This window comes from Streptomyces sp. NBC_01176 (assembly GCF_045039825.1).
In the GTDB taxonomy this organism is placed as follows: Bacteria; Actinomycetota; Actinomycetes; order Streptomycetales; family Streptomycetaceae; genus Streptomyces.
In genome coordinates, this window is sequence record NZ_CP108600.1 from 5,578,896 (window position 1) to 5,605,282 (window position 26,387).

General features: G+C 70.3%; 24 protein-coding genes and 1 tRNA gene. 17 read left to right on the forward strand and 8 right to left on the reverse strand.

Going from position 1 to position 26,387, the window contains the following annotated elements:
- Positions 1 to 109: 109 nt before the first annotated feature.
- Both OG199_RS24095 and OG199_RS24100 read right to left on the reverse strand, forming a co-directional pair.
- Entirely contained in the window at positions 110 to 607 is a 498-nt protein-coding gene (locus OG199_RS24095; protein WP_356797677.1) for a glutathione peroxidase, read from the reverse strand.
- Between the two features lie 37 nt (positions 608 to 644).
- The gene (locus tag OG199_RS24100) at positions 645 to 1,610 is read right to left on the reverse strand and encodes a transcriptional regulator (protein ID WP_405831209.1); all 966 of its coding nucleotides are present in this window, start codon (positions 1,608 to 1,610) and stop codon (positions 645 to 647) included.
- A gap of 363 nt (positions 1,611 to 1,973) precedes the next feature.
- Here OG199_RS24100 and OG199_RS24105 point away from each other — a divergent pair, with 363 nt between their 5' ends.
- The 14 genes from OG199_RS24105 to OG199_RS24170 all read left to right on the forward strand — a co-directional run bounded on the left by OG199_RS24105 (position 1,974) and on the right by OG199_RS24170 (position 15,015).
- Complete coding sequence (locus tag OG199_RS24105; protein ID WP_405831211.1) at positions 1,974 to 3,233, forward strand: MFS transporter; 1,260 nt, start codon at positions 1,974 to 1,976, stop codon at positions 3,231 to 3,233.
- A 119-nt stretch (positions 3,234 to 3,352) separates the two neighbouring features.
- Positions 3,353 to 4,090: a rhomboid family intramembrane serine protease gene (locus OG199_RS24110; protein ID WP_405831212.1), complete on the forward strand. Its 738-nt coding sequence runs from the start codon at positions 3,353 to 3,355 to the stop codon at positions 4,088 to 4,090.
- A gap of 360 nt (positions 4,091 to 4,450) precedes the next feature.
- The gene (locus tag OG199_RS24115) at positions 4,451 to 5,074 is read left to right on the forward strand and encodes a DUF6230 family protein (RefSeq protein WP_356797669.1); all 624 of its coding nucleotides are present in this window, start codon (positions 4,451 to 4,453) and stop codon (positions 5,072 to 5,074) included.
- Positions 5,075 to 5,151: 77 nt separating this feature from the next.
- The gene (locus tag OG199_RS24120; protein WP_405831214.1) at positions 5,152 to 5,634 is read left to right on the forward strand and encodes a DUF6114 domain-containing protein; all 483 of its coding nucleotides are present in this window, start codon (positions 5,152 to 5,154) and stop codon (positions 5,632 to 5,634) included.
- A complete protein-coding gene (locus tag OG199_RS24125; protein ID WP_405831216.1) occupies positions 5,624 to 6,382 on the forward strand; it encodes a hypothetical protein in 759 nt (252 codons plus the stop codon). The genes OG199_RS24120 and OG199_RS24125 overlap by 11 nt, the downstream gene beginning before the upstream one ends.
- A gap of 124 nt (positions 6,383 to 6,506) precedes the next feature.
- Complete coding sequence (locus OG199_RS24130; RefSeq protein ID WP_405831217.1) at positions 6,507 to 7,679, forward strand: hypothetical protein; 1,173 nt, start codon at positions 6,507 to 6,509, stop codon at positions 7,677 to 7,679.
- Positions 7,568 to 8,857, forward strand: a complete 1,290-nt coding sequence (locus tag OG199_RS24135; protein WP_405831219.1) for a hypothetical protein — start codon at positions 7,568 to 7,570, stop codon at positions 8,855 to 8,857. Before OG199_RS24130 ends, OG199_RS24135 begins: the two co-directional genes overlap by 112 nt.
- A 452-nt stretch (positions 8,858 to 9,309) precedes the next feature.
- Entirely contained in the window at positions 9,310 to 9,618 is a 309-nt protein-coding gene (locus OG199_RS24140) for a hypothetical protein (protein WP_356797662.1), read from the forward strand.
- Positions 9,615 to 10,256 (forward strand): DUF5819 family protein, encoded by a 642-nt coding sequence (locus tag OG199_RS24145; protein WP_401800509.1) that lies wholly within the window; start codon positions 9,615 to 9,617, stop codon positions 10,254 to 10,256. The genes OG199_RS24140 and OG199_RS24145 overlap by 4 nt, the downstream gene beginning before the upstream one ends.
- Positions 10,253 to 11,248, forward strand: coding sequence for an HTTM domain-containing protein (locus tag OG199_RS24150; protein WP_405831220.1), 996 nt, complete (start codon positions 10,253 to 10,255; stop codon positions 11,246 to 11,248). Before OG199_RS24145 ends, OG199_RS24150 begins: the two co-directional genes overlap by 4 nt.
- Before the next feature lie 142 nt (positions 11,249 to 11,390).
- Entirely contained in the window at positions 11,391 to 11,927 is a 537-nt protein-coding gene (locus tag OG199_RS24155) for a hypothetical protein (RefSeq protein WP_356797656.1), read from the forward strand.
- A 68-nt stretch (positions 11,928 to 11,995) separates the two neighbouring features.
- Positions 11,996 to 12,406 (forward strand): thiol-disulfide oxidoreductase DCC family protein, encoded by a 411-nt coding sequence (locus tag OG199_RS24160; RefSeq protein ID WP_405831221.1) that lies wholly within the window; start codon positions 11,996 to 11,998, stop codon positions 12,404 to 12,406.
- Positions 12,407 to 12,414: 8 nt separating this feature from the next.
- Positions 12,415 to 13,257, forward strand: coding sequence for a serine hydrolase domain-containing protein (locus tag OG199_RS24165; RefSeq protein WP_405831223.1), 843 nt, complete (start codon positions 12,415 to 12,417; stop codon positions 13,255 to 13,257).
- Between the two features lie 495 nt (positions 13,258 to 13,752).
- The gene (locus OG199_RS24170) at positions 13,753 to 15,015 is read left to right on the forward strand and encodes a hypothetical protein (protein ID WP_405831225.1); all 1,263 of its coding nucleotides are present in this window, start codon (positions 13,753 to 13,755) and stop codon (positions 15,013 to 15,015) included.
- Between the two features lie 355 nt (positions 15,016 to 15,370).
- On the opposite strand, the gene OG199_RS24175 is transcribed toward OG199_RS24170, so the two are convergent.
- From OG199_RS24175 to OG199_RS24185, 3 genes are all read right to left on the reverse strand, one after another.
- The gene (locus OG199_RS24175; protein WP_405831227.1) at positions 15,371 to 15,616 is read right to left on the reverse strand and encodes a hypothetical protein; all 246 of its coding nucleotides are present in this window, start codon (positions 15,614 to 15,616) and stop codon (positions 15,371 to 15,373) included.
- 1,083 nt (positions 15,617 to 16,699) lie between these two features.
- Positions 16,700 to 16,772: transfer RNA gene (locus tag OG199_RS24180), tRNA-Arg, on the reverse strand.
- 27 nt (positions 16,773 to 16,799) lie between these two features.
- Complete coding sequence (locus OG199_RS24185; RefSeq protein ID WP_405831228.1) at positions 16,800 to 17,624, reverse strand: TetR/AcrR family transcriptional regulator; 825 nt, start codon at positions 17,622 to 17,624, stop codon at positions 16,800 to 16,802.
- Between the two features lie 157 nt (positions 17,625 to 17,781).
- Between OG199_RS24185 and OG199_RS24190 the strand changes: the two genes are divergently transcribed.
- The gene (locus OG199_RS24190; RefSeq protein WP_405831229.1) at positions 17,782 to 19,314 is read left to right on the forward strand and encodes an MFS transporter; all 1,533 of its coding nucleotides are present in this window, start codon (positions 17,782 to 17,784) and stop codon (positions 19,312 to 19,314) included.
- Between the two features lie 70 nt (positions 19,315 to 19,384).
- On the opposite strand, the gene OG199_RS24195 is transcribed toward OG199_RS24190, so the two are convergent.
- Positions 19,385 to 21,406, reverse strand: coding sequence for an IclR family transcriptional regulator C-terminal domain-containing protein (locus tag OG199_RS24195; RefSeq protein ID WP_405831231.1), 2,022 nt, complete (start codon positions 21,404 to 21,406; stop codon positions 19,385 to 19,387).
- 205 nt (positions 21,407 to 21,611) lie between these two features.
- Positions 21,612 to 22,886 (reverse strand): M6 family metalloprotease domain-containing protein, encoded by a 1,275-nt coding sequence (locus tag OG199_RS24200; RefSeq protein WP_405831233.1) that lies wholly within the window; start codon positions 22,884 to 22,886, stop codon positions 21,612 to 21,614.
- 267 nt (positions 22,887 to 23,153) lie between these two features.
- Here OG199_RS24200 and OG199_RS24205 point away from each other — a divergent pair, with 267 nt between their 5' ends.
- Both OG199_RS24205 and OG199_RS24210 read left to right on the forward strand, forming a co-directional pair.
- A complete protein-coding gene (locus OG199_RS24205) occupies positions 23,154 to 23,798 on the forward strand; it encodes a TetR/AcrR family transcriptional regulator (protein ID WP_153290065.1) in 645 nt (214 codons plus the stop codon).
- A 268-nt stretch (positions 23,799 to 24,066) separates the two neighbouring features.
- On the forward strand, positions 24,067 to 25,608 hold the full coding sequence (locus OG199_RS24210) for an MFS transporter (protein WP_356797640.1): 1,542 nt from the start codon (positions 24,067 to 24,069) through the stop codon (positions 25,606 to 25,608).
- Positions 25,609 to 25,747: 139 nt separating this feature from the next.
- On the opposite strand, the gene OG199_RS24215 is transcribed toward OG199_RS24210, so the two are convergent.
- Positions 25,748 to 26,257: a MarR family transcriptional regulator gene (locus tag OG199_RS24215; RefSeq protein ID WP_356797638.1), complete on the reverse strand. Its 510-nt coding sequence runs from the start codon at positions 26,255 to 26,257 to the stop codon at positions 25,748 to 25,750.
- Positions 26,258 to 26,387: the final 130 nt, after the last annotated feature.

Below are 26,387 nucleotides of genomic sequence, written 5' to 3' on the forward strand. Positions count from 1 at the left end.
AATCGGAATCGAAACCGGCACGGCAAGGGATCCGGCCCCGGCAACGGATCCGGCCCCGGCAGCGGATCCGGCACCTGCCCCGGAATCGAAACCCGAGCGGCGCCGCGAACTACGCGAGCGACTTCTCCACCGCCGCCACGACCTCCACCGACTCCGGCTCCACCTGCGGCGAGAACCGCGCCACCACATCCCCGCCCGGCCCGATCAGGAACTTCTCGAAGTTCCAGCGGATGTCACCGGTGTGGCCCTCGCCGTCGGCGGTGTCCACCAGCCGCTGGTACAGCTCGTGCCGCGCGTCCCCGTTCACCTCGACCTTCTCGGTCATCGGGAAGGTCACCCCGTACGTCGCGGAGCAGAACTCGGCGATCTCCTCGGAGGTACCGGGCTCCTGCCCCATGAACTGGTTGCAGGGCACACCGAGCACGGTGAAGCCCTGGGCGGCGTACCGCTCCTGCAGCCGCTCGAGGCCCGCGTACTGCGGGGTCAGCCCGCACTTGGAGGCCACGTTCACGATGAGCACGGTCTTGCCGCGGTACTGCCCGAGATCCGCGGAGCCGCCCTGCAGGGAATCGATCCGGACGTCGAACACAGAGTTGTCAGTAGTCATGAACGGATGCTAACTCCGCCCCCTACGGTCACCGGACTCAGCCGCCCTGAGCCTTCACGAGCACCTCGCCGGCGGCCGTACGGGAGTACAGCACCGACCGCCCGGCCCGCCGCCGCTGGATCAGCCGGGCGTCCAGCAGCACCCGCAGATGCCGGCCGACCGAGCCCAGCCCCTGCCCGGTCAGCGCCACCAGCTGGGTCGTGCTCAGCGGCGAACCGAGGAGGACGAGGACACCGGCGCGGGCGGGACCGAGCAGCGCGCCCAGGCTCGCCGGCACGACCTCGGGTCCGGCGTGGGCGAGCGCCCCGACGCACGGGTAGACCACCGCGTACCGGTGCGGCTCCTCCCACGACACCCAGCCGTGCCTCTGTGGTGTGACCGGTACGAAGTACAGCTCGGCACCCGAGATCTCGCGCGGCGGATACTCATGGTGGTTGACCTGCAGCCGGTTGTCGCCGAGCCAGCGCATTCCGGGCCGCAGCGCGTCCAGGGCGGTCGCCCAGCCACCCTGGCTGAGCTGTGCGCTCCGGGCGACGACGTCGGCTTCCAGGACGCGCCGACGCCGCGCCCAGTAGGGGCGTACGGTCTCGGTCCAGACGTCGGTGAGGAGATCGGCGGCACGCTCCGGCAGGTCGTCGCGGTGCAGGGCGGCGGGGAGCGGTCCGCGCAGAGCGACGGCGAGGTGGGCGCGGGCGTCCGCGGCCGGCACCTCCCTGACCCGTGCGACCTCCTCCTCGAAGCCGGCCTCGCCCCGTGGCGTGGGTGTCAGGAAGTCCGCGATCCACTCCCGGCCGAGCCCGGACCGGATGAGCAGCGCGGTGACCGGATCCTCGGCCAGCCGACGGCGGTACGCGGGCAGATGGGCGTCGAGCCAGGCACGTTCGCCGGGGTGCGCGGCCGTGCCCGACTGCAGCACCTTCAGGCTGGCGAAGGTCTCGGCGAGCGGCGAGAGCACGAAGCGGCTGCCGGCGAGGGTGTCGGCATTGACCTGCCACCACCCCATGTCCGCACCCTGTCCCTTCCGCCGCACCCGCCCCGGCGTCTGCTCCGGCCCAGGGCCTTCCTGCCCCGGAAACGTCTCTGCCCCCGGGCCTTTACTGCCCCGGGACGTCTCTGTCCCCGGGCCTTCCGGCCCCGGACGTCCCTGTCCCCGGGCCTGTTCCCGCCCCGGACGTGTCCCTCCGGGCCTGCTCCTGCCCACGTGGCCGCCCCCGCACCCCTCCGGCCCGGCATTCCCGCTGGTCCCCGGCCGTCTCGGCGGCCGTCCGACCGTGGCCCTCCTCGCCGTACCGCCCCGCACCCCTCTTGCTTTCGCCACCCCGCGAAACAATACCGACAGCCTCGTACACCGCCCGAGACTGCGCGCATGCGCAGCTACTCCGACCTCTTCCGCACCCCGGAGTTCACCCCCCTCTTCCTGACGTCCGCGCTCCAGGGAGCGGCCTCGACGGTGGGCGGCCTGGCCCTGGGCACACTGGTCTACCGGGCGACGGACTCGCCCCTGCTCTCCGCACTGAGCATGTTCGGACCGTCCCTGGCCCAGGTGCTCGGCGCGACCACGCTCCTGTCCGCGGCGGACCGGCTGCCGCCGCGCGCGATGACGACGGGCATCGCCCTCGCCTTCGCGCTCGGCACGGCGGCGGTGGCGCTGCCGGGCCTCCCGGTGGCCGCGATCTTCGGCATCCTCTTCGCGCTCGGCCTGATCGCCTCCCTGGGCGGCGGAGTCCGCTGGGGCCTGCTGAACGAGATCCTCCCCAGGGACGGCTATCTGCTGGGCCGCTCCGTCTTCAACATGATGAGCGGGATCACCCAGGTCACGGGGTACGCGGCAGGTGGCGTCCTGGTGGCCGCCGTGTCCCCCCGCGTCGGACTCCTGACGGCGGCGGCGCTGTACCTGGCGGCGGCGGCCGGCACCCGCCTCGGTCTGACGCGCCGCGCGCCCCGTGCCTCCGGCCGCCCGTCGGTCGCCCGGACCTGGCGCACGAACGCCCTCCTGTGGTCGTACGGTCCCCGCCGCACCGTCTTTCTGCTGCTCTGGATCCCCAACGGCCTGATCGTCGGCTGCGAATCCCTCTTCGTCCCGTACGAGCCCGAGCACTCGGGTGTCCTCTTCGCCGCCGCGGCCTTCGGCATGCTGCTGGGCGACGTGACCACCGGCCGTCTCCTCGCACCGCGCGTCCGGGCACGGCTGGGCGTCCCGTTCCTCCTGCTCCTGGCCACGCCGTACCTCCTCTTCGCCCTCCACCCGGGCATCGCGGTCTCCGCGGCCTGCGCGGCCGTCGCCTCCGTCGGCTTCGGGTCGAGCCTGATCCAGCAGGAACGGCTGATGGCGCTGACACCCGAGGAACTCGGCGGCCACGCCCTCGGGCTGCACTCCTCCGGGATGCTGACCCTGCAGGGCGCGAGCGCGGCCCTGGCGGGCTCGGTCGCCCAACTGACCTCGCCCGGCACGGCGATGACGGTGATGGCGACGGCGTCGATCGCCGTGACGGCGGCGGTCACGCTGTCGGGGTCGGGGTCGGGGTCGGGGTCGGGTGCGGGGCCGGGTTCGGAGTCGGCCGGCCGGGGGAGCGTCGCCGGAACCGGGCCGGCGCCGACGGCGCACCAGGCGAAGCCCCTCCCGTAGGAGCGCGCACCAGGACCAGCCCCGTACTCCGCGCCCCGCCTCCCCCTGGGCGGACCCGCCGGGAGTTCATAGAGTTCGCGGTGACGCGGATACGGATCCGCCGGGGAGGGGAACGTGCCATGGGCGGCAGACCGGATCAGGAGCGGGCGGGCCGGGGGCCGGTCGACCCCGAGCAGATGATCGCGGAGGCGCGCAAGGCGTTCTTCGTGATGTTCGGGTTCCTGGTGGTCGTCTGGCTGGTGCAGTTGGCCAACTCGGCCGACCACTACGCCCTTTCACGGGACCACGGGGTTGTCCCCGGTGACCTCGCGACGTTGCCCGACATCCTCAGCGCGCCCTTCCTGCACTGGAGTTGGGCACACATCGAGAGCAACTCCGGGCCCCTGTTCGTGTTCGGATTCCTCGCGGCGTACCGAGGTGTCGTCCGCTTCCTCGGGCTGAGTCTGCTCGTGGCGGTGACCAGCGGACTCATGGTGTGGTTCTTCGAACGGGGCGGCGTCGACACGGTGGGCGCCAGCGGCCTGATCTTCGGGTACTTCGGCTACGTCGTGGTCCGCGGGATCTTCGACCGGCACCTGATCGACACGCTGATCGGCATCGTCATGGCGGCCTCCTTCGCCTATCTGCTCACCGTTGCCGTACCCGGGACACCCGGGGTGAGCTGGCTCGGTCACCTCGGGGGTCTGATCGGCGGTCTGCTCGGAGCCTGGCTCTTCCGGGACCGGCGCCCACGGTCCGGCCCGCCCGCCCGCTCCGGCGGCGCCACCGGGGGAACCTCCCGCCGCGCCGCGCAGACGGCCGCGGACAATCCCCGCGCGGACCTGCACAAGGAACTCGGCGACCTCGGCCTCCTCTAGCCCGGATCGGCCACCGCCGCACTCGCCGGGACAGGCGCCTCCGGCTCTGAGGACCGCATCACCGTGACGGATGAGGCTTTCCCGGCCGACGCGGGAAGCGTGACACCGCCCGCACCGTGACCCGACCCCGTGTACAGCGTTTCCGACCCCAAAGGGATCGGAGAGCGAACCGGATCGGGCCCGGTGGCGTCACCGCACCGGGACTCGTCCGGATGGCGCAACGGAGACCGACTCACCCGTCCGGCCGACCTGAGGTGCCGTCGGCTGCCGCGCCCGGAAGCCTAGGATCCGCCACTAGAGAGAGACGTCGCCTACCCCTGTCTGGCATCGGCGAGCCCACGTCTGACCGGAGGAGACGGGATGCTGCACCGCGCCGGCAGGACCTCCTGGAAGCGCTTCGCCCGCGTTCTCGTCCCGGGTGTCGTGGCCGCCGCGGCCCTCGGTGTCGGCATGGCCCAAGGAGCACTGGCCGCGTCGTTCCTCATCTCGGGCCAGAAGTTCCAGGTGGCCCTGGACACTCTGGACGCGCATGGTCTGAGCATCTACGGCACGGTGGACGTGACCAGGGAGGGCACCCTCGTGCCGGTCGTGGTCACCGGTGCCCGCCGTGCGGAGATCAGTGGGCTGTGCCAGTCCGTGGTGGTCCCGATCCCGGTCCTGGGCACGTACACCCTGAGGATCACCGGCGGCCAACGCAGCCGGATCGAGGCGAGGGACCTGTTCCTCGACGCGACATCCGTGTCGAGCGCACAGGCGAATTTCAACGACCTCGACATCGGTGTGGCGGCGGGAGCGGTCAGCAAGGGCCCGATCAGCCGGGGAGACCGGAACTCCCGGTTCTTCGATCCCAACGGCTTTGCCCAGCAGGCGGATTCGGCCCTTCTGAGGGACGTGCGCTTCACCACCGTCGCGGTCTCGGCCGCCACGTTCAACGTTCCGGGCCTCGACGTGCGACTCAGGCAGGGCCACCACGAGTGCTTCTGATCCAGCGGCACGCAACCCGCACCCTGCACGCCCGACCGCCACGTACTCCCGACCGCCGGACATCACGGAGAGCTCACGTGTCCTTCCCACGCAGCGGCAGACGCGAGAACGTGCGCGTCGCCGCCACCGACGCCCGACGAAAATTCAGGACCTGGCGCGGCGAACGCCCCTTCTGGGCCGGGCTGTTCACCTTCGCAGCGGGCTTGCCCATCATCTACTTTCCGTACGCGCACCTGAACTTCGGCGCCATCCCCCTGGCGCTGTCGACCTCGGCCGGCGCGGGGTCGCTGATCATCGGCGTTCTCCTGGTGACCCTCGCCATCTCCCTCTGGTTCCAGCAGCAAGTGCGCGTATTCGCGGGGATCACGGTCATTCTGCTTGCCCTCATCTCGTTTCCCGTCGCCAATTTCGGGGGCCTTCTCATCGGGTTGGTCTGCGGTCTGATCGGCGGATCCCTGGCCTGTTCCTGGATTCCTCCGACGGGCGCCGCCGAGTCGCGGCCCGCGGCGAACAGTGCGTCGACCCCCGTCCCCGTGGGCGAGGACCAGGGTGGCAAGTGACGCCCTGACCGGCTGTGCGTCCGCCCTGTCCGGCCGTGCGTCCGCGCTGTCCGGCTGCGCGGTGAGCGGGCCGGAGCCCGACCCCTGCCGTCCGGACGGTGCGGCGAAGAGCCACCCGACCGGCCAACTGCTGCGGCCCCTCGCCTGCGCGCTGGCAGTGGCCGCCCTGTCCCTGGTCCTGCAACTCGCCACACTAGCGGCCTCGAAGGCCTTGCTCGCCCCTGGCGGCATCGGCACGTCCGGGTCGCCGGCAGGCGCCGGCACGCCGGCCGCCCGACCACCGGACCATCCGGCGAACGTCCCCTGGGTGCTGCGTGCCGACAGGCTCGTGCTCCACGGGAGTGCCTTCCGCGGCGTGGTCATCGTCAGGACCGCGGCCGGGACCGAGCGGCTGCTGAAGTTCACCGCACGGTCGCTGGACTTCGGCGACCTCGACCTGACGGCGGGCCGCGGCCGCGCGGCGATGCGCCTGCGGGCCAAGCCCGCGACCACCTCCACGTTCAAGGGCAGGGACGTGGTGACCCTGTACACCCGGAAGCTGTACGGGACGCTCGTCGGACTGGGCGGCGCTCCGCTCCCGGCGGACCGCAGCGTCACCGTCACCCCCGACGCGCTGCCCCCGTGGCTCTCCCACCCCGCCGTGCCCACCCGCACCATCACCTTCGAGAACGTGACCGTCTCACAGGTCGCCCGGCTCAGCGGCGACATGTCCATCGCCGGACCGGCCCTCAGCGTCGCGACCGGGTGACAGCGAGCTCCCGCACGGCCGACAACGGTGCCTGACGGGCCCCTCCATGCCCGCCGGCTCGACCGGCGAAGCCGTGTGACACCTGCCCGGTGGCCCAGTATGTCGCCGTGCTACGTTGCGCCCCTTGATCGTGAAGGTTATGTGGGGGCCTTTCGTGAAGCTGGCGCGATTCTCACCGCCGACCGCCGCAGCGCTGCTCCTGGGACTGACGACTGTCATCGGTCCCGGCGCGGTCGACTCGTACGCGGCGTCGGGCGTCCCGTTGCCGATCGCGCACTTCGCGCACATGGTCGTGGACGCTCCGCACGGACACCTGTTCATCAGCGGCGGCGCCGGCACCGACGGCATTCTCGTCACCGACCTCGACGGCGGGAACCCGACGACGATCGGTGGCGAGCCGGGTGCCACCGGCCTCGCCCTCTCCGTCGACGGCTCGGAGCTGTACGCCGCTCTCCCGGACCAGGACGCGATCGCGGCGATCAGTACGGAGAACCTGACCGAGTCGGCTCGTCACGGCACGGGCGCGGGCACGCATCCCGACTCGCTGGCCGTCGCCGGGGGCACTCTCTGGTTCGGGTACGGAACGGCAGGCGCAGGCGCCGGCGCCGGTGGCATCGGGTCCGTCGACGGGTCCGGTGCGGTCACCTTGCGTCAGGACTCCGGCACTTGGACAGCCCCGCCGATGCTGGCGACGACCCCGACGCCCTCCGGCGTACTCGCGGCCGCCGTGCAGACGGGCGACACCTCCGCCTTCGTCACGTACCGGGCCGAGGCCGGTGCGCTGACCCGGCAGGCCGCGAAGGCGCTCCCCGTCCCCGGCCTGAGCGACTTCGCGGTCACGGCGGACGGGCAGCACCTGGCGGTCTCGTCCTCGGCCCGCCCGAGCGACGCCCGCTACCGCACCTCGGACCTGACGGCGGACGGACGGTTCGCCATGCCGCTGGCCGCCAAGGCTGTCGCCGTGGCCCCGGACGGCACCGTCGCCGGCTGCGGCTGCACCTACGCGTTCGCGGCTTTTCCGGAAACGGGCGAGAGCTACTACAACGAGTACGCGTACGACTCTCCGCTGAGCCTGGCCGCGCATGGCCTCGCCTGGGCACCGGACGGGAGCCGTCTCTACGCCGTCGAAGCGGACGCCTCCGGGGGAGCACCGACGCTCCGGACGGCTCGTGACCCGGAAACCGCGTGGGTCCGTTCGACGGACGTTCGACCACTGCTCCGCTCGCCCCCGGCGAGGCCTACTCGTTCCGGGCGGGCTTCGACTCGCCCCTCGGCCTCGGTGCCGGGGAATCCATGATTCCGGGCACCGTACGGATCACGCGCTACGACGCCGCCGATCCGCACGGCGTGCTCGTCCCGGACCCGACAGCCACCCCGGCACGGGCGCCGGCCGACTTCTTCGGTTCCTATCACGTCTCCGGCACCGCCCCCCTCACCGGCCCGCTGAGCTTCCGCGTCGACTACTCCGGAAGCGGCCACTACGGCCCGGCCGGCCAGACCTTCGACGTCCCCGTCGCCAAGTACGCGCCCACGCTGGCGCTCACCGCTCCGTCCACCGCCGGCCGGGCCGCGCCGACGACCGTCACCGGGCGTCTGACCTGGCCGCACGCGCAGGTGAGGACCGGTGCGGTGCACGTCGTCAGGACCGACCCGGCGCACCCCTCCGGCTCCTCGCCGGCCACCGTGCCGGTCGCCGCCGACGGCAGCTTCACCTTCCACGACACCCCGCAGGTCGGCGGCGTGAACACCTACGCCTTCACCTACGACGGTGGCACGTCCTACCTCCCGGTCACGGCGTCGGCGAAGGTGCAGGTGTCCCGGGCCACTCCGAGCCTGAGCGTGACGACCGACGCGAAGGCGTACCACTCCGGCGCGACCGTCAAGGTCACCGCGCACCTGGGGACCACGTACAACTCCCGTGTCATGACGCTGTACACCCAGCCCGCGGGCAAGCCGCGGACGCAGCTCGGGAGCGGCAAGGCCGACGCGCACGGGAACCTCGTCGCGAACTACAAGGTCACTCGCAACACCGTCTTCAGCGCGGCCTTCGCGGGGGACTACCGCTACGCGCCGCGTACGGTGACCACCAGTGCGGCCCTCACGCCGACGGTCCGGACGGCGATGCAGTGGCCGCAGGCGACCACCCGAGTCGGATCCACCACCTACCAGGTCTTCTACAAGTCCGAAGCCACCATGGGCTTCAACGTCCAGGTCACTCCGCGTCAGTCCGGCGGCTGCACCACGGTGTACCTCGAGCACTACTCCTCGGGGGCCTGGCATCAGGTCACCTCGCGGTCCTGCGTGCCCTTGTACTCCGACGGCTGGTACGGCTACGGCCGCGATCTGAAGCTCTTCACGAGCAACGACCACTACCGCGTCCGCAGCCACTACACGCCACCGGCCAAGGACGCACAGACCGCCGGCGTGTGGAGCCCGTGGACCTACCTCACGGTCCGCCCCGGCAGGCCCTCGTGAGACCGAAGCCGTCGGGACCGTCCTCCACCACCGGCATCTGAACCGGAACGAGCCAGGCAGCGCCGACCGTGCCGAGCCCGCATGTTTTCGGCCAACCCTTCCGCTGGGCGCCGGAGGGGCATCCACTCCTGATTGCCGTGGACCGCCTCAACTGTTGTCCTTGTTTGTTCTGAATTGACCATGAAGCAAAAGTTCATTATTTGACCATTTTGGTCACGCCTCGCCCCGTGGGTGATCGTTTTCGGTCGCACGGTTGTTACTGGCGAGAAACATCGGCTCTCGATGTGGAAGTATTCAAGCCAACGAGGGCACGGCGTGCTGACCACATGCCGAAAGTGTCCTCGTGGTCAACAGGGGGAAATTTGGGCAGCACTTCCGTGCTGTCGGCATTCCATCCCTCTTCTGTCCCTCGGATAAATCTGCCCGAAATTCGGCAGGTACAAGGAGAGAAGATGAAAAAGCTGTTCGCCGTCGCGGGTATCGCCACGGCCGGTGTCGCGGCCGTGCTGAGCATGCAGGGAACCGCGCAGGCCGCCGCGCCGCAGGTGCACGCCGCTCCGGCGGCCGTCCAGCCGGGCGCCGCGAGGACGCCCGCCGGCTTCGGCAGCCTGCTGGGCAAGGCCGTGGTGCACGGCCGCGCGGCCTGTCCGCATGTGGCGAAGGGGCTCGGCCAGGTGGCCAACGACGTCTTCGGGACTCATCTGAAGCCCACGGGGGGCGTCAGCGGTGCCAAGGCGGCCGAGACGGTCTTCGACAAGTGACCGAGCACGTCGTGTTCAGGAGGGCGGTCCTCGTTTCCGGGGCCGCCCTCCTGGGCGCCTATCTCGCCACCGCCGCACTGACCCAGGCCCCGCTGAACCCCGTCAAGCTGCGCTACTACGACGAGATCAATTCCGTGACGGAGCCCTATCTGTCGCAGAACTGGATGCTTTTCGCTCCGGACCCCTTGTCGGACGACCGCGGCATCGTCGCGCGGGCCAAGTGCGGGGACGGCCGGATCACCGGCTTCTATGACGTCACCCGGCCCTATGTGGCCAGGGTTCAACACGACCGGTTCTTTCCGTCTCGTATGAACCGGCTCGTCAGTGGGACCATCACTCAGATGGCCAACCCGGATCCGGTTCTGGCGCGCTTGCGGAACAAGGAAATGGAGAAGAAGAAGCGGCCGGTTCCTCTCCTTCCCGAAGAGAAGACGTCCCGGAACGACGCGGAGAACTTCCTGGCGCGGTATTCACAGTCCCAGTTGCCGAAGGTCTGTGACGGCTCGGCACCCTCCGCCGTGCAGGTGCGCATGTATGTGCACGAACTGCCCTCGTGGTCGCAGCGCAAGGATTCCTCCGCCAAAGGAAGGACCAGCTTCGAGGACCTCAAGTGGCGGAATACGGAGGCAGCGGGATGAAAAAGCTCATCTCCGTTGTCGACAGGTGGAGTTCGGTGCCGCTCGGCGTCATCGGCGTGTCCGGAACCCGTGCCCTGTTGGGGTTCGTCGGGTTGATGTTCTACGTCAGCCAGTACGCCGACCGGGACTACCTCTTCGGGCCCACCGCCGTTCTGCCATGGCGTGATTTCGTCACACAGTTGCACGAGGGGGGTTCCTTCAGCCTGTACGCCTGGAGTTCCTCGGAGGCATGGTCCCAACTGGTCTTCCATCTCGGCCTGATCGCCGCCCTGATGGTGACCCTGGGCATCGGCGGCAGGGCCGTACTCGCCTGCCACTGGGTGCTCCTGTGGTCCCTCTACGAGCGCCAGCCGGTCCTGCTCGACGGCGGCGACAACCTCGCCTACCTGGTCCTTCTCATGCTCCTCGCCACGCGCTGCTACGACCGGTTCTCCCTGTCCTCCGGCCTCGCGGACAAACTCGCCCGGCGCGTGCCCGCGCAGCTGAGCTCGCTGACCACACCGCTGCACAATCTCGGGGTCGTGGCCGTGGCCGCCCAGATGTGCCTGGTGTACGTCGTCAGTGGCCTGTACAAGGTGCAGGGGCAGATGTGGCAGGACGGGACCGCCCTGTTCTACGTGCTCCGGGTCCCGGAGTTCTCGCTCCCCGGCGTCTCGAACCTGGTCTACGGCAACGACTTCCTGGTCGTGGCCGGGACGTACGTCACCGTCATCTTCCTCGTCTACTTCCCCCTGGGCGTGCTGGTACCGGCGCTGCGTCCCTGGGCCGCCGCGCTGTCGATCAGCTTCCACCTCGCCATCGCGGTGTGCATGGGTCTGACCGGCTTCGCCCTGACGATGATCGCCTGTGACCTCGTCTTCCTCGACAAGGAACTCGGCAAGGCCGTCTCCCTGGCGCGCGAGGCGGCCGTACGGCTGAGCCGGTGGGTCCGAAAGACGCGGCAGCGCACCGAGCACGCCCGCGAAGGAGCGCTCGCTGAGGAGTCCGTGTAGCGGAGTCCGTACAAGAGGGGCCCGGACGTCCGTACCGAGGGGGCCGCACGGCCCCGGTGCCTTTGACGGAAAACGGCGCATCGGTGCCGGGCGCCAGGCAGGTTCGCAGTTTCACCGGGTCGACCAAGGAGACCGACAGGACATGGAAGAAACCCCGCCCCTTCACCCCGCCGAGGACGGCGCCACGGTGGGACTGTTCTGGGTCTCGGCGGACGGCGTCTACCTGGGGGCCCCGGCGACGGCACCGGCCCCCAACATGGTGCTCACGACAGCGGGGCCTCGCGTCGCCGGTCCGCACCCACGGGAGTGGACATGGTCCGACCTCGTCGGCCTGGAGATCACCGAAGTCCCGACCCGCTCCGCTCCGCAACGCTGGGCGACCCACGCCGCGAGCTTCGTCGCGGCAGCCCTGGACGCCTGGGTGCCGAGCAGCCCGACCGAGATGACCGTCTCCGTCATCGCGTCCGACGGCACCTGTCGGACGCCGGTCTACTCCAGTGTCTCCGTCGCCTACTCCCCGCGCGAGGTCGCTCTCTCACGCCGGTTGCTCGACAACTTCATCCAGGGCACCGCCACGCCCGCCGTCATGACCAAGTGGTGGGAACAGACCCGACCGACCAAGATCCTCCGGTCACGCGAGCGGGAGGCCGTGCTCGAACTCTGGCTCGCGTGCGCCTGACCGGCCCTTCAGGGGCGGCCCATGTCTGCCCCGGCCCGCCCACGAACCCCGCACAGGAGGACAAGCCCGTGCGCACTGACCTCTCGGCGGCCAGCGGCCCCGAGGCGCCCACGCTCGCCTTCGACGGTGACTGCGGCTTCTGCCGGGCCACCGTCAGCCGGCTGCAACGCCGTGCCAGGCCACGGATGCGGGCCACGCCGTGGCATTCCCTGCCCGACCACATCACCCGGCCGCACCGGGAACGCCTCGACCGAGAAGTCCTCGTCCTCCGCGGGACCCGCGTGGCTGATTCCGGAGCGCAGGCGCTCGGCTCCTACCTCGCGTCGTCACCCCGTTTCCGCTACCGGGCCACGGGACTGCTCCCGCGCGCGCCCGTCATCAGACAGGCCGCTCGCCTCGTCCATCGCCAGGTGGCCACCCACCGGCACCGCATGCCTGGAGGCACGGCGGCCTGCGCGCTGCCCCGGACGCACGACTGAGGACCCACATGATCCGAGTCCCCACCTGCGTACTCAGCAGCTTCGAGCCGCCACGGGTACGCAACGGCCACAGCCTGGACCTGTTCGTGCAGATCGGGTCCCTGACCAAGACGCTCACCGCGACCGTCCTGACCGCCCTGGCCGGCCGCGGTGTCCTGAGCCTCGACGACCCGCTGGAGTCGTTCCTGCCCGCGCCCGAGGGCACTGGCATCACCCTGCGCCACCTCGCCGAGCACACCTCGGGCCTACCACGGCTGCCCCCTGGGATCAGCGGCCGCGACCCCTACGCGGCCTTCGACGCGCAGGCCCTGGACACGGTCGTACGGCGCCTGGACACCCTGGTCACGGCTCCCGCGGGCACCACCGAGGAATACTCGAACCTCGGATACGCCCTGCTGGGCGCCGCGTTGGTCGCGGCCACCGGCACCCCGTACGAGGAACTCCTGCACCGGCATGTCCTCGACCCCCTGGGCGTCACCGACGTCGCCGTCGACCCGCCGCCCGGCAGACGGCTGTCCCGCCGGGGGTTCTTCGGACGACCGGAGCGGCCCTGGACCATGACCGGCGCGATCCTGCCCGCCGGCGGCCTGTGGGCCACGCCCGAGGCCACCGCCCGCCTCGTCACCGGCCTGCTCGTCGACCGCAGGCTCGGCGAGCCCGCACCGGCCTGGCAGAAAGTGGGACACCTGCTGTGGCACAACGGCGCGACGGGGGGCGCCTCGGTCTTCGCGGGTGCCGCACCGCAGGGCTGGGTCGTCGTCCATCGTCTGTCCGGCAGGAGCGTCACGACGGACCGGCTGGCCCTGGACACGTTCAGACGTTTCGTCGATGCCCCGTCACACCAGGGGTGAGCCACTCCGGCAACGGGTGCTCCGGTTCTCGGGTGTTCCCCGCGGTTCCCCCGTACGACCTGGCACCCGCCCGACACGACCCCTCAGACCAGAGCGAGCATGCTCAGCGGATACCCGGTGGGGGCGGCCGTAGCCGGTGAACGTCCAGAGTCGCCTCGGGACGAGCGGACCGTGCGTCCGGATCCCGCCACCCCTGACGGCCCGTTGGCCCTCGATGACCTCCACTCGAGAGCTCGGGCTACGTCCGGCAACGCGCTCGAGGGGCTGCATGGGTCTCCGAGTCGTGGCCGCGCCTGTGCGCTCCGGTCCGTCGTCGTTGAGTCAACCGGTGATGTCAGGGGCAGGTGCTGCGCCCGCCGCTCCTGTGGTCTGTTCGGTGGATGTCGGCGTGCCGTGCGGGGGCTGACATCCGGCCTGTCGTCACTGTGAGCGAGAGCAGACGTGATCGACGTGTGGCTCTGGACCGGGCCCACCGCCCGAGAAGAAGGAGGCCCCATGGCAGCGTTTCGAGGCGCCTGTCTGCGCGGCGCGATCGCTGTGGCCGGCATGGTGGTGAGCTTGGTGGCCGTGCCCGCGACGGCCCAGGCCGCGACAACCAACGTGCCCTGTAGCCCGACCGCACTGAAGAACGCGATCACTGGCGCCCACTCCGGGGACACGCTGATGCTGGCCCACAACTGCGTCTACAGCTACACCACGCCGGACAACGCCAACAACGCTTTGCCCGTGATCACCAAGAAACTCACCATCAATGGACGCCACGCCACCATCCAACGAGATCCGACGACGGCAGCCCTGTTCCGCATCTTCGAAATCGACGGACCCGGGAACCTGGCACTCAACGATCTCACCGTCCGCAACGGCAGCGTCCCGGGTACTGCTGGTGGCAACATCTTCGTCAATCCGGGTGGGACTCTCAGCCTCACCCGTAGCGTCGTGACGAACGGCACCGCCACCGACGGCGGCAACATCTTCGCCAATTCGGGTGGGACCGTCGACCTCACCCGTAGCGTCGTGAAGAACGGCACCGCCTTCGACGGCGGCGGCTTCTTCATTCTCGCCTCTGCCACCGTGCGGATCCGTCACAGTGCCGTCGGCTACAACACCTCGGCAGCATTCGGCGCGGGCATCTCGAGCAGAGGCGACCTCACCATCGCCGACCACACCACGATCAGTCACAACGCCACCGGCGGCGTGGGTGGCGGACTCGCCAACAGCGGCCAGGCGACGATCGATGATTCCGAGATCTCCTCGAACAGCGCGGCCAGCACCGGTGGCTTCAGAGGCGGTGGAGGGATCTTCAACCTCAACCTCGGCAAGGTGGACCTGCACCACACCCGTGTGGAGCACAACACGGCCACCGCGACGGCGAACGCGCCGGGCGTGGGCGGGGGGATCTCGAACCAGGGAGTGGCCGCCACGGTGACGATCGACGGCGGAAAGATCGGACGCAACTCGGCCGAGGGGACCAACGCCCAGGGTGGTGGCGTCTACAACGAGGGCACGCTGAGCACCAAGCGGCTTGAGATCGAACGCAACACCTCCACCGGTACGGGTGCCCAGGGCGGTGGTCTGACCAACAACGGTGGGACCGCCACGCTCACCAGCAGCCAGGTGGAGCACAACACCAGCAGCGCCCCTCCCGGCGGGATCAACAACAAGTCCGGCACGGTGGCCCTGAACCACAGCAAGGTGAAGTACAACAAGCCCACCAACTGCGCCGGCAGCGCAGTCCCGGTGCCCGGCTGCGTGAACTGACCAACCGGATCGACCCACCACTTTCCCCGGCTCCCATCCCGTCCGCCGTCGACCCGCACACCGTGGAGCGGGCGTGGTCCATGGCGTCCAGGTGGAGCGCGCCACCACATGGACCGGCTGCTCAGGAAGCGCCCCGGTCGTCGGTGACCGTGCTCGTTGATGTCAGAAGTGGATGTCAAAAGGCACCTACGGAGATCCGTAGGTGCCTTTTCCCGTGGCTGGCCTGCCGAGCAGCACTCTGGCTGACGTGGGGCACGCGGCCCACTGGCGCCTGCTGTTTCCCGAGTCCCCGCTCGTTCTGGCACGGTTGTGGCACGGAGAACATCTGATCCGTTGGTCGAAGCCCTGGTAGGGGTCAGTGCTGCGGCGCTTCCCCGGCGGCAATCTCGAATCCGGAGGATTCATCCCACGGAACCGCCTTCCACAGGCTCACCACAGCGGCCCAGATGCGGTGCACGAGAGTCCAGTCGGGGTTGTCCCCGCTGAGAGTGACGATGGCAAGCAGGTCGCATCCCCAGATACCCCACTCGTCATTGGGCGATGCAGCGATCACGGACTCTGCGATCTCGGCTACGCCCACGTGCAGTTCCAGTGTCAGCAAGTCCGGGACCAGCCCGTCGCTGTCCCTACTGCGAGTACCGAGCCTGAACGCGGCCACCGATCTTCGAACGGACCCAACCACTCGCCTACCAAACCGTCGCCGCTCTCCAGCAAGTAGTCCAGCAGGCGATCAAGCGCCTCGTCGCCGTTCTCTTCCCCGGAGCGGCAGAAGAAGCTGAGTTGGTAGGCCACGGTTCTCCTGTCGTCCGCGCTGATCGGGAGTTGATGCACGGCGCCATGATGCATGCCGCGCCTGCGATCGCAGTCGGTGGAGTCTCAATGGCCGAGTCAAGCCGGCGGGGCGCAGTCGATCGGCTGAGGGCGATGCTCGCGTCGGACCCAGGCTTTGAGGTCTGGCCCCATCCCTATCAGGTCGATCACAGGGACCTGTCGACGGTGGTCAACCCACATCGTGTCGTGGCTGATCAGTCGCTGAGGTCCAAGCTCGACCGCCGTCGTCTGCGACTGTTGGTGTCATCCGCTGGTGTCAGGGTCGAGTCGGTCTTGGCGGGGGACCACGCGGCCAGCTCCTTCCCGTAACGAACGGCCGCGACTGCGAGGCTGGAGGCCAGGAGGCAACGTGTGATCGTGTTGTCTTCGGTGACGAGATAGACCGCGAGCGGTAGCACGGCTACTAGGTTCCCGTGCGGGTGATGCCACCAACTGGTCTTGTCCGCCATTTCAATCCCCCTCATGCGGCGCCCTAGTGGCAGTGGTGTGCGCTCGCACGTGCCATCTGTCGCACCTCACCCACCACTCGCCCCGGCTTCCATCCCGTCTGCCGTCGGCCCACACCGTGGAGCGGGCATGGTTCATGGCGTCCAGGTGGAGCGCGCCACTGTACGAACGACGTGGACGCCAGGGGCCGCGTCTGCTCGGCTCTGCCTGGGTCGATGGCTGACGGGCTGGAAGCACTCCACGCACGCCCTCCACGGGCCGGCACCCGCATACGGCGCCCCGTCCATCCGCCACCACATGGACCGGCTGCTCAGGAAGCGCCCCGGTCGTCGGTGACCGTGCTCGTTGATGTCAGAAGTGGATGTCAAAAGGCACCTACGGATCTCCGTAGGTGCCTTTTCCCGTGTGCCCCCGGCAGGATTCGAACCTGCGACACCCGCTTTAGGAGAGCGGTGCTCTATCCCCTGAGCTACGAAGGCGGGACGGATCTCTGTGAGGTCCGGCGACTAGCGTAGCGGATGCGGGCGGGCGGGGGTCGGGGCGTCCGGTCTGTGGGTGATTCGGGTTTCCAGGCCGTCCAGGACGCGGTCCAGGCCGTACTGGAAGTTCGTGTCGCGGGACGCGCGGGGGTCCTTGCCGCGTTGTTCGGCGTAGCCGTCGCGGAGGTGGGGGTAGGACTCGGCGGCCCGTTCGGCGGTGGGCCAGACGTTGTCGACCCAGTCCTGTTCGCTCTGGCCGCTGCGGGCGAGGACGTTCAGGTAGGCGGCCTCGCTGGTGGCCATGCCGGTGACGTACGCGACGAGGGTCGACGCCGCCTGGTCGGCCTCGGTGACGGGGAGGCCCGCGCGGGTGAAGAGGGCGAGCATGCCCTCGGCCAGGCGCATCGCGTTCGGGCCGAGGTAGGACATGCCCATCTCGCCCAGCACCGAGGCGATCCAGGGGTGGCGCAGCATCGTGCCGCGCAGGCTCCGCGCGCAGTGGACGGCGTCCGCGCGCCAGGTCGCGGAGTCGGGGGACCCGGGGACCTCGATCTCCCCGTAGATCTCGTCGATGGCCAGCTCGATGAGCTCGTCCTTGTTGGCGACGTGCCGGTAGAGCGAGGTGGCTCCGGCGCCGAGCCGGGTGCCCAGCTTGCGCATGCTCAGGGCGTCGATGCCGTCGGAGTCGAGGAGGCGCAGTGCCTCGGCGACGATCTGGTCCCGGCTCAGTGCCGGCTGCTCGCGTCCGGACCGGGGACGGGTCCAGACGGAGGTGATCGGCTGCGGAGGCTGCGGGGGCTGAGGCGCCTTCGGGGCCTCGGCCTGGTGGCCTGTCGGCTCCTGGGATGGCATGCGGCGTCCCTCTCTCCCGTTCCGTGCGGTGCGCACACCCTACCCGGTCCGGTACGCCGTTCCCCCTTGCGCACACTGTACGCAGACTCGTACGGTGTTCTCCTGAGCGCACAGTGTGTGCGGCTCAGTCCGTCCGAGACGTTTGGGGGGTAGAGGAATGGACCGTCATCCGCGCCGCTGGCTCATCCTGATCGTGTTGTGCCTCAGCACCCTGGTGCTGGTCGTGGACAACATGGCTCTCACCGTGGCGATCCCGACGATCGCCGAGGACCTGCACGCGGGCACCCAGGACCTCCAGTGGATCCTCGACTCCTACATGCTGGTCTTCGCCGGACTGCTGCTGACCGCGGGCAGCCTCTCCGACAGGTTCGGCCGGCGCAGGGTCATGGTCGTGGGGCTCGCGCTCTTCGGAGCGGCCTCGGTGGTGGCCATGGAGGCGGCGACGCCCGGGGCGCTGATCCTGGGCCGGGTCCTGATGGGCGTCGGCGGCGCCCTGGTGATGCCCAGCACCCTGTCGATCCTCGTCACCGTCTTCGACGACGCCGAGCGGCCCAGGGCGATCGCCGCCTGGAGCGCGGTCGCGATGGTCGGGCTGGTCGGTGGTCCGGTGCTCGGCGGCGCGCTGCTCGCGCACTTCTGGTGGGGAGTCGTCTTCCTCGTCAACATCCCGATCACCGCTCTCGCGATTCTTGCCGCGCTCGTCCTGATGCCCGAGTCCAAGGGGCCGTGGCGCAGGGCCGATCCCGTGGGCATGGTGCTGTCGATGGTCGGCATGACCGCGCTGATCTGGACGATCATCGAGTTCCCCCAGGGCGGCCTGAGCCACCCGGGCACCCAGCTCTCGCTCGCCGCGGCCGTGCTCGGTCTGGCCGGGTTCGGCTTCTGGGAGACCCGCTGCTCCTCGCCGATGATCCCGGTGTCGCTCTACCGCAACCGCGTCTTCACCGGAGCCAGCTTCTCCCTCGTGCTGCTGACCCTCGCCCAGGGCGGTCTCATGCTGGTGCTGACCCAGTACCTGCAGTTCGTCCTCGGCTACTCCGCCACGCAGACCGGGCTCGCCTTCACCCCGCTGGCCCTCGCCACCCTCGCCTTCAACAGCGTCGGTGCCGCGCTGCTCCCGAAGACCGGCAACCGGGTCATGGTGGTCCTCGGTCTCCTGGTCATCGCCTCCGGGTTCGGGCTGCTGTCCACCCTGGACCCGCAGAGCGGCTGGGGTGTGCTCGCCGGTGCGATGTGCCTGATGGGAGCCGGCGGTGGTCTGACGATGCCCGCGGCGATGGCGGCCATGATGGGGGCGATTCCCGACGAGCACGCCGGAGTGGGCTCCGCGCTCAACGACACCGTCCAGCAGGCCGGCGCGGCGCTCGGAGTCGCCGTGCTGGGTGCGGTCCTCTCCAGTACCTTCACCGGCCGCATGCCCGCCGACGCCCCGGCCGACGCCCGCCGCTCCATCGGCGACGCCCTCTCCGTGGCGGGCCGCACCGGCGACACCTCGCTGCTGGCCTCCGCCCACGACGCCTTCACCGGCGCCATGTCGGCGAGCTTCCTGGCCGGCGCCGGGGGTGTCGTGGTCGCGGCGGTCCTCGCCGTCTTCCTGATGCGGGACGTCAGGCCGGTCGCGGACGGTTCTCCCCTCGACGGCGGCGCCGCTTCCGAGCCGGTCGCCCGGCTCGCCGACGTCCACCGCTGACGCGAGACGGGACTCTCGTACGCGTGGGTGTGGTCACGCGTACGAGAGGGCACCCCCGCTCCCCGTTCCCTCACGCTCTCGGAACCCGCCGGAACCGCCCCGCGACCCGCAGGTCCGCCTCGATGCTCCCCGCCGTGGCCAGTAGTTCGGGCAGCACCTCGTCGACGCACTGCGCGGTCGTACGACGGCTGCTGTGCATCGCGACATTGACGGCGGCCACCACCCGGCCGCCGCGCTCCCGTACCGGGACGGCGATCGAGCGGAGCCCCTGCTCCAACTCCTCGTCGACGAGGGCGTACCCCTCGTCCCGTACGCGGTCCAGCACCGCCTTCAGGCGGCCGGGGTCCGTGATCGTGCGCGGGGTCAGGGGGCGCAGCTCGGAGAGCGGGGGCTCGGGCAGGTCCGCCAGCATCACCCGGCCCAGCGAGGTCGCGTACGCGGGCAGGCGGGTGCCGACGGTGATGTGGACGCTCAGGATGCGGCTGGTGGTGATGCGGGCCGTGTACTGGATCTCGTCGCCGGTCAGGACCGCCAGGGACACCGACTCGCGCAGGCACTCCGAGAGCCCGGTGAGGTGCGGGGCCGCGATCTCGGCGAGCGAGGTACGGGAGAGCGGCGCGAACCCGAGGCCCAGCACGCGGGGGGTGAGCCGGAAGACACGGGCGTGCGTGGTGACGTAGCCGAGGTGTTCCAGGGTGATCAGCGCGCGGCGGGCGGTCGCGCGGGCCAGCCCGGTGGCCTGCGCGACGTCGGTGAGGGTCAGTTCGGAGCGGCCCTCGCCGAAGGCGGTGATCACCGTGAGACCGCGGGCCAGCGACTCGATGAAGTCCCGGCCCAGCTCCTGCTTGGACGCGCCGGTCCAGACGGCGAGGCCGGAAGGGGCGGCGGGTGCGGCGGGTGCGGCGGGCGGGACCTCGCTCAGCTCCCGCTCCATCGCGGCGACGGCCGTCCGCAGCCGGGGCAGCAGGGTGTCGCGCAGATCGGCGGCGGTGTGCCGGCTGGTGTGGCTCACCACGCTCACCACGCAGGCGATCCGGCCCGCCTCCCGGACGGGCATGGCGATGGCGACCAGGCCCGGTTCGATCAACTGGTCGTCCAGCGCCCAGCCGTGCTCCCGCGCCTCGGCCGTACGCCGCTCGAAGTCGTCGCCCAGCGTGTGGAGCGGGCCTGTTTCCGGGAAGGGGGGCCGACCGGTGGCCGGGGGGACGATCCGGCCGCCGCCCGCGGCGGGGGCGGGGGACAGCTGGTCCTCAGGGCCGGGGGACCGGTCGGCGCGCGTCGCGCCGGAGGCGTTCCGTCGTTCGGAGCCGGCCTCGGAGCCGGCCTCGGAGTCCGCCTCCGTCTCGATCGGCCGGCTGCGCGCCGGGACGGCCGGAAAGCCGCGGTCCTCGGGATCCGCGGCACGCCGCTCCCGCCAGCGTGCCCATTCCCGCTCGCCCCACTCGGTGGCGAACAGCGGTCCCGGCGCCGTGCGCTCGGCGGGCAGCAGGTCGCCGATGCGGAAACTCAGCGACATGGCGCGGCGCCGGGTCGCCTGGTGGATGAAGCGGATGCCGTCCTGGTCGCCGACCGCGAGGGAGACCGACTCGTCGAGCTCGTCGGCGAGGGCGTCGGCGTGCGCGTCGAGGAGTCGGGGCAGGCGCAGGGCGGCCAGGTAGGCGTTGCCGAGTTCCATCAGGCGGGGAGCCAGTACGGCGTCCCGGCCGTCGAGACGTACGTACCCCCTGCGCGCCAGGGTCGCGGTGATGCGGTCGACGGTGGATCGCGCGAGCCCGGTGGACCGCTCCAGGCCGCTGAGGCTGGACACCCCGTCGGCCTCGGTCAGCCGCCGCAGCACCGCGAGCCCGCGGATCAGCGGGGTGACGGCCTCGACGGGCACGGCGGCCTCGGCCTCGTGCCCGCCCTGGGCACCGTGGCCTTCCTTGAGCCCGTCCTCGGCCCGGTGCCCGTCCTTGGCGCCGTCCTGGGCCTCGTGCCCGCTACCGGCCCTGTCCTCGGCTCCCGCCTGTCCGGCCCACTCGTTCCCGGTCCGGCCCTCGGTCCGGCGCCCGGCCTCGCCGCTGCCCGGGGCCGCCTCGACGTTCGATGGCATGTGGTCTCCGTTGCGACTCTCGGTGGAGGCTGTTCGGAAGTGCGGCGGAAGTGATGCGGAAGGGACGATGCGGGAGGGACCGTCGGGGCTCTGCGTGGGCAGAGACCCAGAAGAGACACGGTAGTGCTTACCGGGTCGACTCAGCAGGTCGGCGGCGTCCGTGCCCACGGACGGCGTGCGGCCGGCGCCGGGGGACGCGGGGAGGTCAGCGCCGTGTCACGGACACCTGGTAGTCGCCCGCGGGATTCGCCCCCGTGACCGCGATCGTGACGCCGGTCGCGTGGTCCTTGAAGGACTCGCCGGGGGCGAAGGGCGCGTCGGACAGCTCCGCGTGGACGTTCGGGCTGCGGGTGCAGCCGCCGCTGTTCTTGTGCGAGTCGTAGACGGTGATGGGGCCGCTACCGGTGTCGACGCCCGCGTCGACCTTGTAGACGAGGATGCCGGGGCGGCAGATCGCGGTGTCGTTGCCCCCTGGGGTGCGCAGTTCGAGGGCGAAGCCCGTCCGGGCGCCGGTGGGGACGAAGACGAGCTTGGCGCCGCCGGGCCGGGACAGCGGGGTGAGCGTGTACCGCGTGGTCCCGGGCCGCGCGGCACAACTGACCTGCGAGTCGTCGAGCCAGCCCAGTTTCCATTTGTGCCAGCCGAGCAGATCGTTGTCGGCGCCCCAGTCCTCGCTCATGATGTCCCAGTGGCCGACCGAGCCGCCGCCGTCCTGGGTGTAGAGGTCGGGCAGGCCGAAGGTGTGCCCGTTCTCGTGGGGGAGCACCCGGAAACCGGTGTCCGCGTAGGAGCCCGAGCCGTCGTCCTGGCGGCTGTAGACGAAGGACGCGTTGGAGACGGGGACACCGTCGGCGACCGGGGCCTCGGCGTTGCCGGCGAAGGTGACGGACAGGACGGTGTCCAGGGCGGAGGGCCCGGCGTTCGGCGTCACCAGCACGTTCAGAAGGTCGTACGAGTGGAAGTCCACCTCGGGGTCGGCGGCGGCCACGATGTCCTGGACCAGACCGCGGTACCCGGGGTCGAAGGGGGCGCCGCGCTCTATGCCGTACGCGCTGAAGGGCTTGGGCATGCGCAGCCAGTGCCGTATCGGGGTCTCGGGACGGTAGTCGAGGCGGCCGTAGGAACTGGTGCGGAACCAGTCCTGGGTCTGCGGGAAGAACTCGCCCAGCCGGTCGAGCGCGCTGCCCTGACCGGGTGCGTCGGAGAAGTCGACCATCACGGTGAGGGCCCGGACCGTGCCGGTGGAGCGGGCGTATCCCGGCAGGGTGGGTATCCCTTCCCCCATCTGCACGCCTTTCGCGCCGCTGATCATGCAGGGACCGAGCGCCGTCGAACGGGCCAGCGCGATGGAGCCCGCCGCCGTGGAGCCCACCGTGAGGTGCCCGGTGCCGGCGGAGGTGCTGACCGCCAGCGTGAGGAGGGTCACCGAGGCCAGGGCGGCCACGCGGCGCCGGCGTATCCGGTGGCTGGTCGGCTGCATGCAGGGGTCCTTCGCTCACGGCAGCCGCCCGGTCACCGACTGCACCCTGTGCGATCACCCTGTGTCGATGGATGCGCGGGCGCTCGCTGGAAGAGCCCGATCGTGGGTTTCTCGGCGAGGAAGGTGTGACGCGGGTCACAGGAAGTGGGCGCGGATCGGGGAAATAACCGGGGATGGTTTCCCCGTTTGCCATAGGTGTCCGAGTGAAACGGGGAGGGAATCCCCGGATCGCGCCAAGAGCCTTCACCTACTTCCGAGGAGCACGCCGTGGAGACCGCCACCCCCGTGAAGCGTCGGATGCCCCGGCCCCGAGCCGATGCGCTGCGCAACCGGGAGCGGATCGTCGCCGCCGCGCGCGAGATGTTCGTCGAGTTCGGCCCCGAGGTGCCGTTCGACGAGATCGCCCGCCGCGCCGGTGTCGGCAACGCCACGGTGTACCGCAACTTCCCCGACCGCGACGCGCTCGCGCGGGAGGTCGTCTGCTCGGTCATGGACCGCACGTCGGAGTGGATCGAGGCGGCACTGGTCGAGGGCGGCGACGCCTTCGACGCCCTGAGCCGCTTCGTGCACTTCTCGGCGGACGAGCGGATCGGTGCCCTGTGCCCCATGCTCTCCGCGGCCTTCGACCAGAACCATCCGGATCTGTACGCGGCACGCGAACGGACCATGGACCTGATCGAAGCGCTGATGAGGCGGGCCCGCGAGGCCGGCCAGTTGCGCTCCGACGTGGAGTCCGGTGACCTGATGGTCGCCGTCAGCCAGCTCACCCGGCCGTTGCCCGGCACCGCGTGTCAGGGCATCGACCGGTTCGTACACCGTCATCTGCAGCTGTTCCTGGACGGTCTGCGGGCACCGGCCCGCTCCGTACTGCCCGGAGTGGCGGCCACCGTGGAGGGCCTGCGAACCGCCTGACCGATCAGACCCGAGCGATGAGTCCGGCGCGCGGCGCCGGTCCATGGCCCGACAGCCAGCCCGTAGCCGTAGTCCCGACCTGTAACCCGTAGTCCATAACCCGTAATCCGCAGTCCGTACCTTGTGTTCCGTGCGCGGCTTCCGGACCGCGGGCGCCGGACGTCGGACTCCGGGCCACGGACTCCCCAAAGCCTTCGGCCGTCGACGAGGACGAGCCGTCTCTTTCCCTCACCTTTTTTCACTGCGAAGTCCCGGAGTGGGTATCCCCATGTCTTCATCAGCAACACCGACAGCGACGGCGGAAGCGGCCGACGCGCATTCCAACCGCTGGAAGGCCCTCGCCTTCATCGCGCTCGCCCAGCTGATGGTCGTCCTCGACGCGACCATCGTGAACATCGCGCTGCCCTCCGCCCAGCGCGACCTGGGGATATCGGACGGCAACCGGCAGTGGGTCATCACGGCCTACGCCCTGGCCTTCGGCGGCCTGCTCCTCTTCGGCGGCCGCATCGCCGACCTGTGGGGCCGCAAGCGCACCTTCGTCACCGGGCTGATCGGCTTCGCCGGCGCCTCCGCCCTCGGCGGCGCCGCACAGGGCGAGGCCCTGCTGCTCGGGGCCCGCGCCCTTCAGGGTGCGTTCGGCGCGCTGCTCGCGCCCGCCGCGCTCTCCCTGCTCGCCGTGATGTTCACGGACGCCAAGGAGCGCGCCAAGGCCTTCGGCATCTACGGTGCGATCGCCGGTGGCGGCGGTGCCGTGGGTCTGATCCTGGGCGGTTTCCTCACCGAGTACCTGAACTGGCGCTGGACGTTCTTCGTGAACATCCCGTTCGCGATCATCGCCGCCCTCGGCGCGTACTTCGTCATCCGTGAGCCGGCCGGTGGCCGCAACCGCTCGCCGCTCGACATCCCGGGCGTCGTCCTGTCCACCCTCGGTCTGGTCTCCCTCGTCTACGGCTTCACCCGCGCCGAGTCCGCGGGCTGGAGCGACTCCAGCACGATCGGCCTGTTCGTCGCCTCGGCGGTGCTGCTCGCGTCCTTCGTCCTCGTCGAGTCCAAGGTCAAGGCTCCGCTGCTGCCCCTGCGCGTGATCACCGAGCGCAACCGCGGCGGTGTCTACCTCTCGCTCGGTCTCGCGATCATCGCGATGTTCGGCCTGTTCCTCTTCCTGACCTACTACCTGCAGATCGTGAAGGGCTACTCGCCGGTCAAGACCGGCTTCGCCTTCCTGCCGATGATCGCGGGCATGATCACGGGCTCCACGCAGATCGGTGCCCGTCTGATGACCCGGGTTCCGCCCCGGCTGCTGATGGCCCCCGGCTTCCTGACCGCCGCGATCGGCATGCTGCTGCTGACCCAGATGGAGATCGGTTCCTCGTACGCCGGTCTGCTGCTTCCGGCCCAGCTGCTGCTCGGCCTCGGCATGGGTACCGCGTTCATGCCGGCCATGTCCCTGGCCACGTACGGTGTCCAGCCGCAGGACGCGGGTGTCGCCTCGGCGATGGTCAACACCTCGCAGCAGGTCGGCGGCGCGATCGGTACGGCGCTGCTGAACACGATCGCCGCCTCGGCGACCACCTCGTACATCGCGGACCACATCGGTGGTGCCGCCTCCAAGCCGCAGCAGCAGCTGGTCCAGCTGCAGGGCCTGGTGAACGGTTACACCAACGCGATCTGGTTCGCCGTCGGCATCCTGGTGCTCGCCTCCGCGATCGCCGTGACCCTCGTCAACACCGGCCGTCCGGACATGTCCTCGACGGCGGGCTCGGGTGAGGGTGCCGAGGACGAGATCAAGGTGCCGGTGATCGCCCACTGATCACCCGCGACGCGGTACTTCGTGTACGGGCGCGGGGTGGGGACGCCTCGCCCGTACGAATCCCAGGGTCCGCCCCGGTTCCGAACTCTTCGGAGCCGGGGCGGACCCGCGTCCGGGGACCGGCGCACCCGGCGGAGCGCTACCGCAGCCAGGGCAGATCCGCGCCCGCGTCCTTCGGCTGGAGTCCCTCGGCGATGATGCGCATGGCGTCGCCGAGGGACTTGTGCTGTTCGGGGGTGAGCCGGTCGAAGAAGGCCTGGCGCACGGCGCTGACATGGCCCGGTGCCGCCCTGCGCAGCATCGCGTAGCCCTCGTCGGTGAGCACCGCGAACTGCCCGCGCTTGTCGGAGGGGCAGTCCTCCCGGCGTACCCACCCGCTCTTCTCCAGGCGTGCGATCGCGTGCGAGAGACGGGAGCGGGTGATCTTGGCGTTCATGGCCAGCTCGGTCATCCGCAGGCGCCGGCGCGGCGCCTCCTCGAGTTGGACGAGCAGCCCGTAGTAGACGTGCGGCATGCCCGCGTCGCGCTGCAGCTGCCGGTCGAGGTGGTCCTCGAGGAGGGTGGCGGCGTGCATGTACGCACGCCAGGTGCGCTGTTCCTCGTCGGTGAGCCAGCGCGGCTCTTCAGCGGGTGCGGATGCCGTGTTCATGGACTCCACTGTACGAGCCTCTTCTTGAAGCTTAAACAAGTCGGGGGTAGAGTCTCTGAGAGCTTGAGACTTCAAATAACAGGCTGATCGGTCCTACGATGGAACCCTCGGAGGGAGTAGCCGCCATGTC

Coding starts and splice junctions, on each gene's coding strand:
- OG199_RS24185 (WP_405831228.1), bottom strand. CDS start 17,624: ATGCCATCCCAGGAGCCGACAGGCCACCAGGCCGAGGCCCCGAAGGCG.
- OG199_RS24210 (WP_356797640.1), top strand. CDS start 24,067: ATGTCTTCATCAGCAACACCGACAGCGACGGCGGAAGCGGCCGACGCG.
- OG199_RS24215 (WP_356797638.1), bottom strand. CDS start 26,257: ATGAACACGGCATCCGCACCCGCTGAAGAGCCGCGCTGGCTCACCGAC.
- OG199_RS24140 (WP_356797662.1), top strand. CDS start 9,310: ATGAAAAAGCTGTTCGCCGTCGCGGGTATCGCCACGGCCGGTGTCGCG.
- OG199_RS24115 (WP_356797669.1), top strand. CDS start 4,451: ATGCTGCACCGCGCCGGCAGGACCTCCTGGAAGCGCTTCGCCCGCGTT.
- OG199_RS24165 (WP_405831223.1), top strand. CDS start 12,415: ATGATCCGAGTCCCCACCTGCGTACTCAGCAGCTTCGAGCCGCCACGG.
- OG199_RS24200 (WP_405831233.1), bottom strand. CDS start 22,886: ATGCAGCCGACCAGCCACCGGATACGCCGGCGCCGCGTGGCCGCCCTG.
- OG199_RS24190 (WP_405831229.1), top strand. CDS start 17,782: ATGGACCGTCATCCGCGCCGCTGGCTCATCCTGATCGTGTTGTGCCTC.
- OG199_RS24155 (WP_356797656.1), top strand. CDS start 11,391: ATGGAAGAAACCCCGCCCCTTCACCCCGCCGAGGACGGCGCCACGGTG.
- OG199_RS24095 (WP_356797677.1), bottom strand. CDS start 607: ATGACTACTGACAACTCTGTGTTCGACGTCCGGATCGATTCCCTGCAG.
- OG199_RS24195 (WP_405831231.1), bottom strand. CDS start 21,406: ATGCCATCGAACGTCGAGGCGGCCCCGGGCAGCGGCGAGGCCGGGCGC.
- OG199_RS24100 (WP_405831209.1), bottom strand. CDS start 1,610: ATGGGGTGGTGGCAGGTCAATGCCGACACCCTCGCCGGCAGCCGCTTC.
- OG199_RS24170 (WP_405831225.1), top strand. CDS start 13,753: ATGGCAGCGTTTCGAGGCGCCTGTCTGCGCGGCGCGATCGCTGTGGCC.
- OG199_RS24105 (WP_405831211.1), top strand. CDS start 1,974: ATGCGCAGCTACTCCGACCTCTTCCGCACCCCGGAGTTCACCCCCCTC.
- OG199_RS24150 (WP_405831220.1), top strand. CDS start 10,253: ATGAAAAAGCTCATCTCCGTTGTCGACAGGTGGAGTTCGGTGCCGCTC.
- OG199_RS24110 (WP_405831212.1), top strand. CDS start 3,353: ATGGGCGGCAGACCGGATCAGGAGCGGGCGGGCCGGGGGCCGGTCGAC.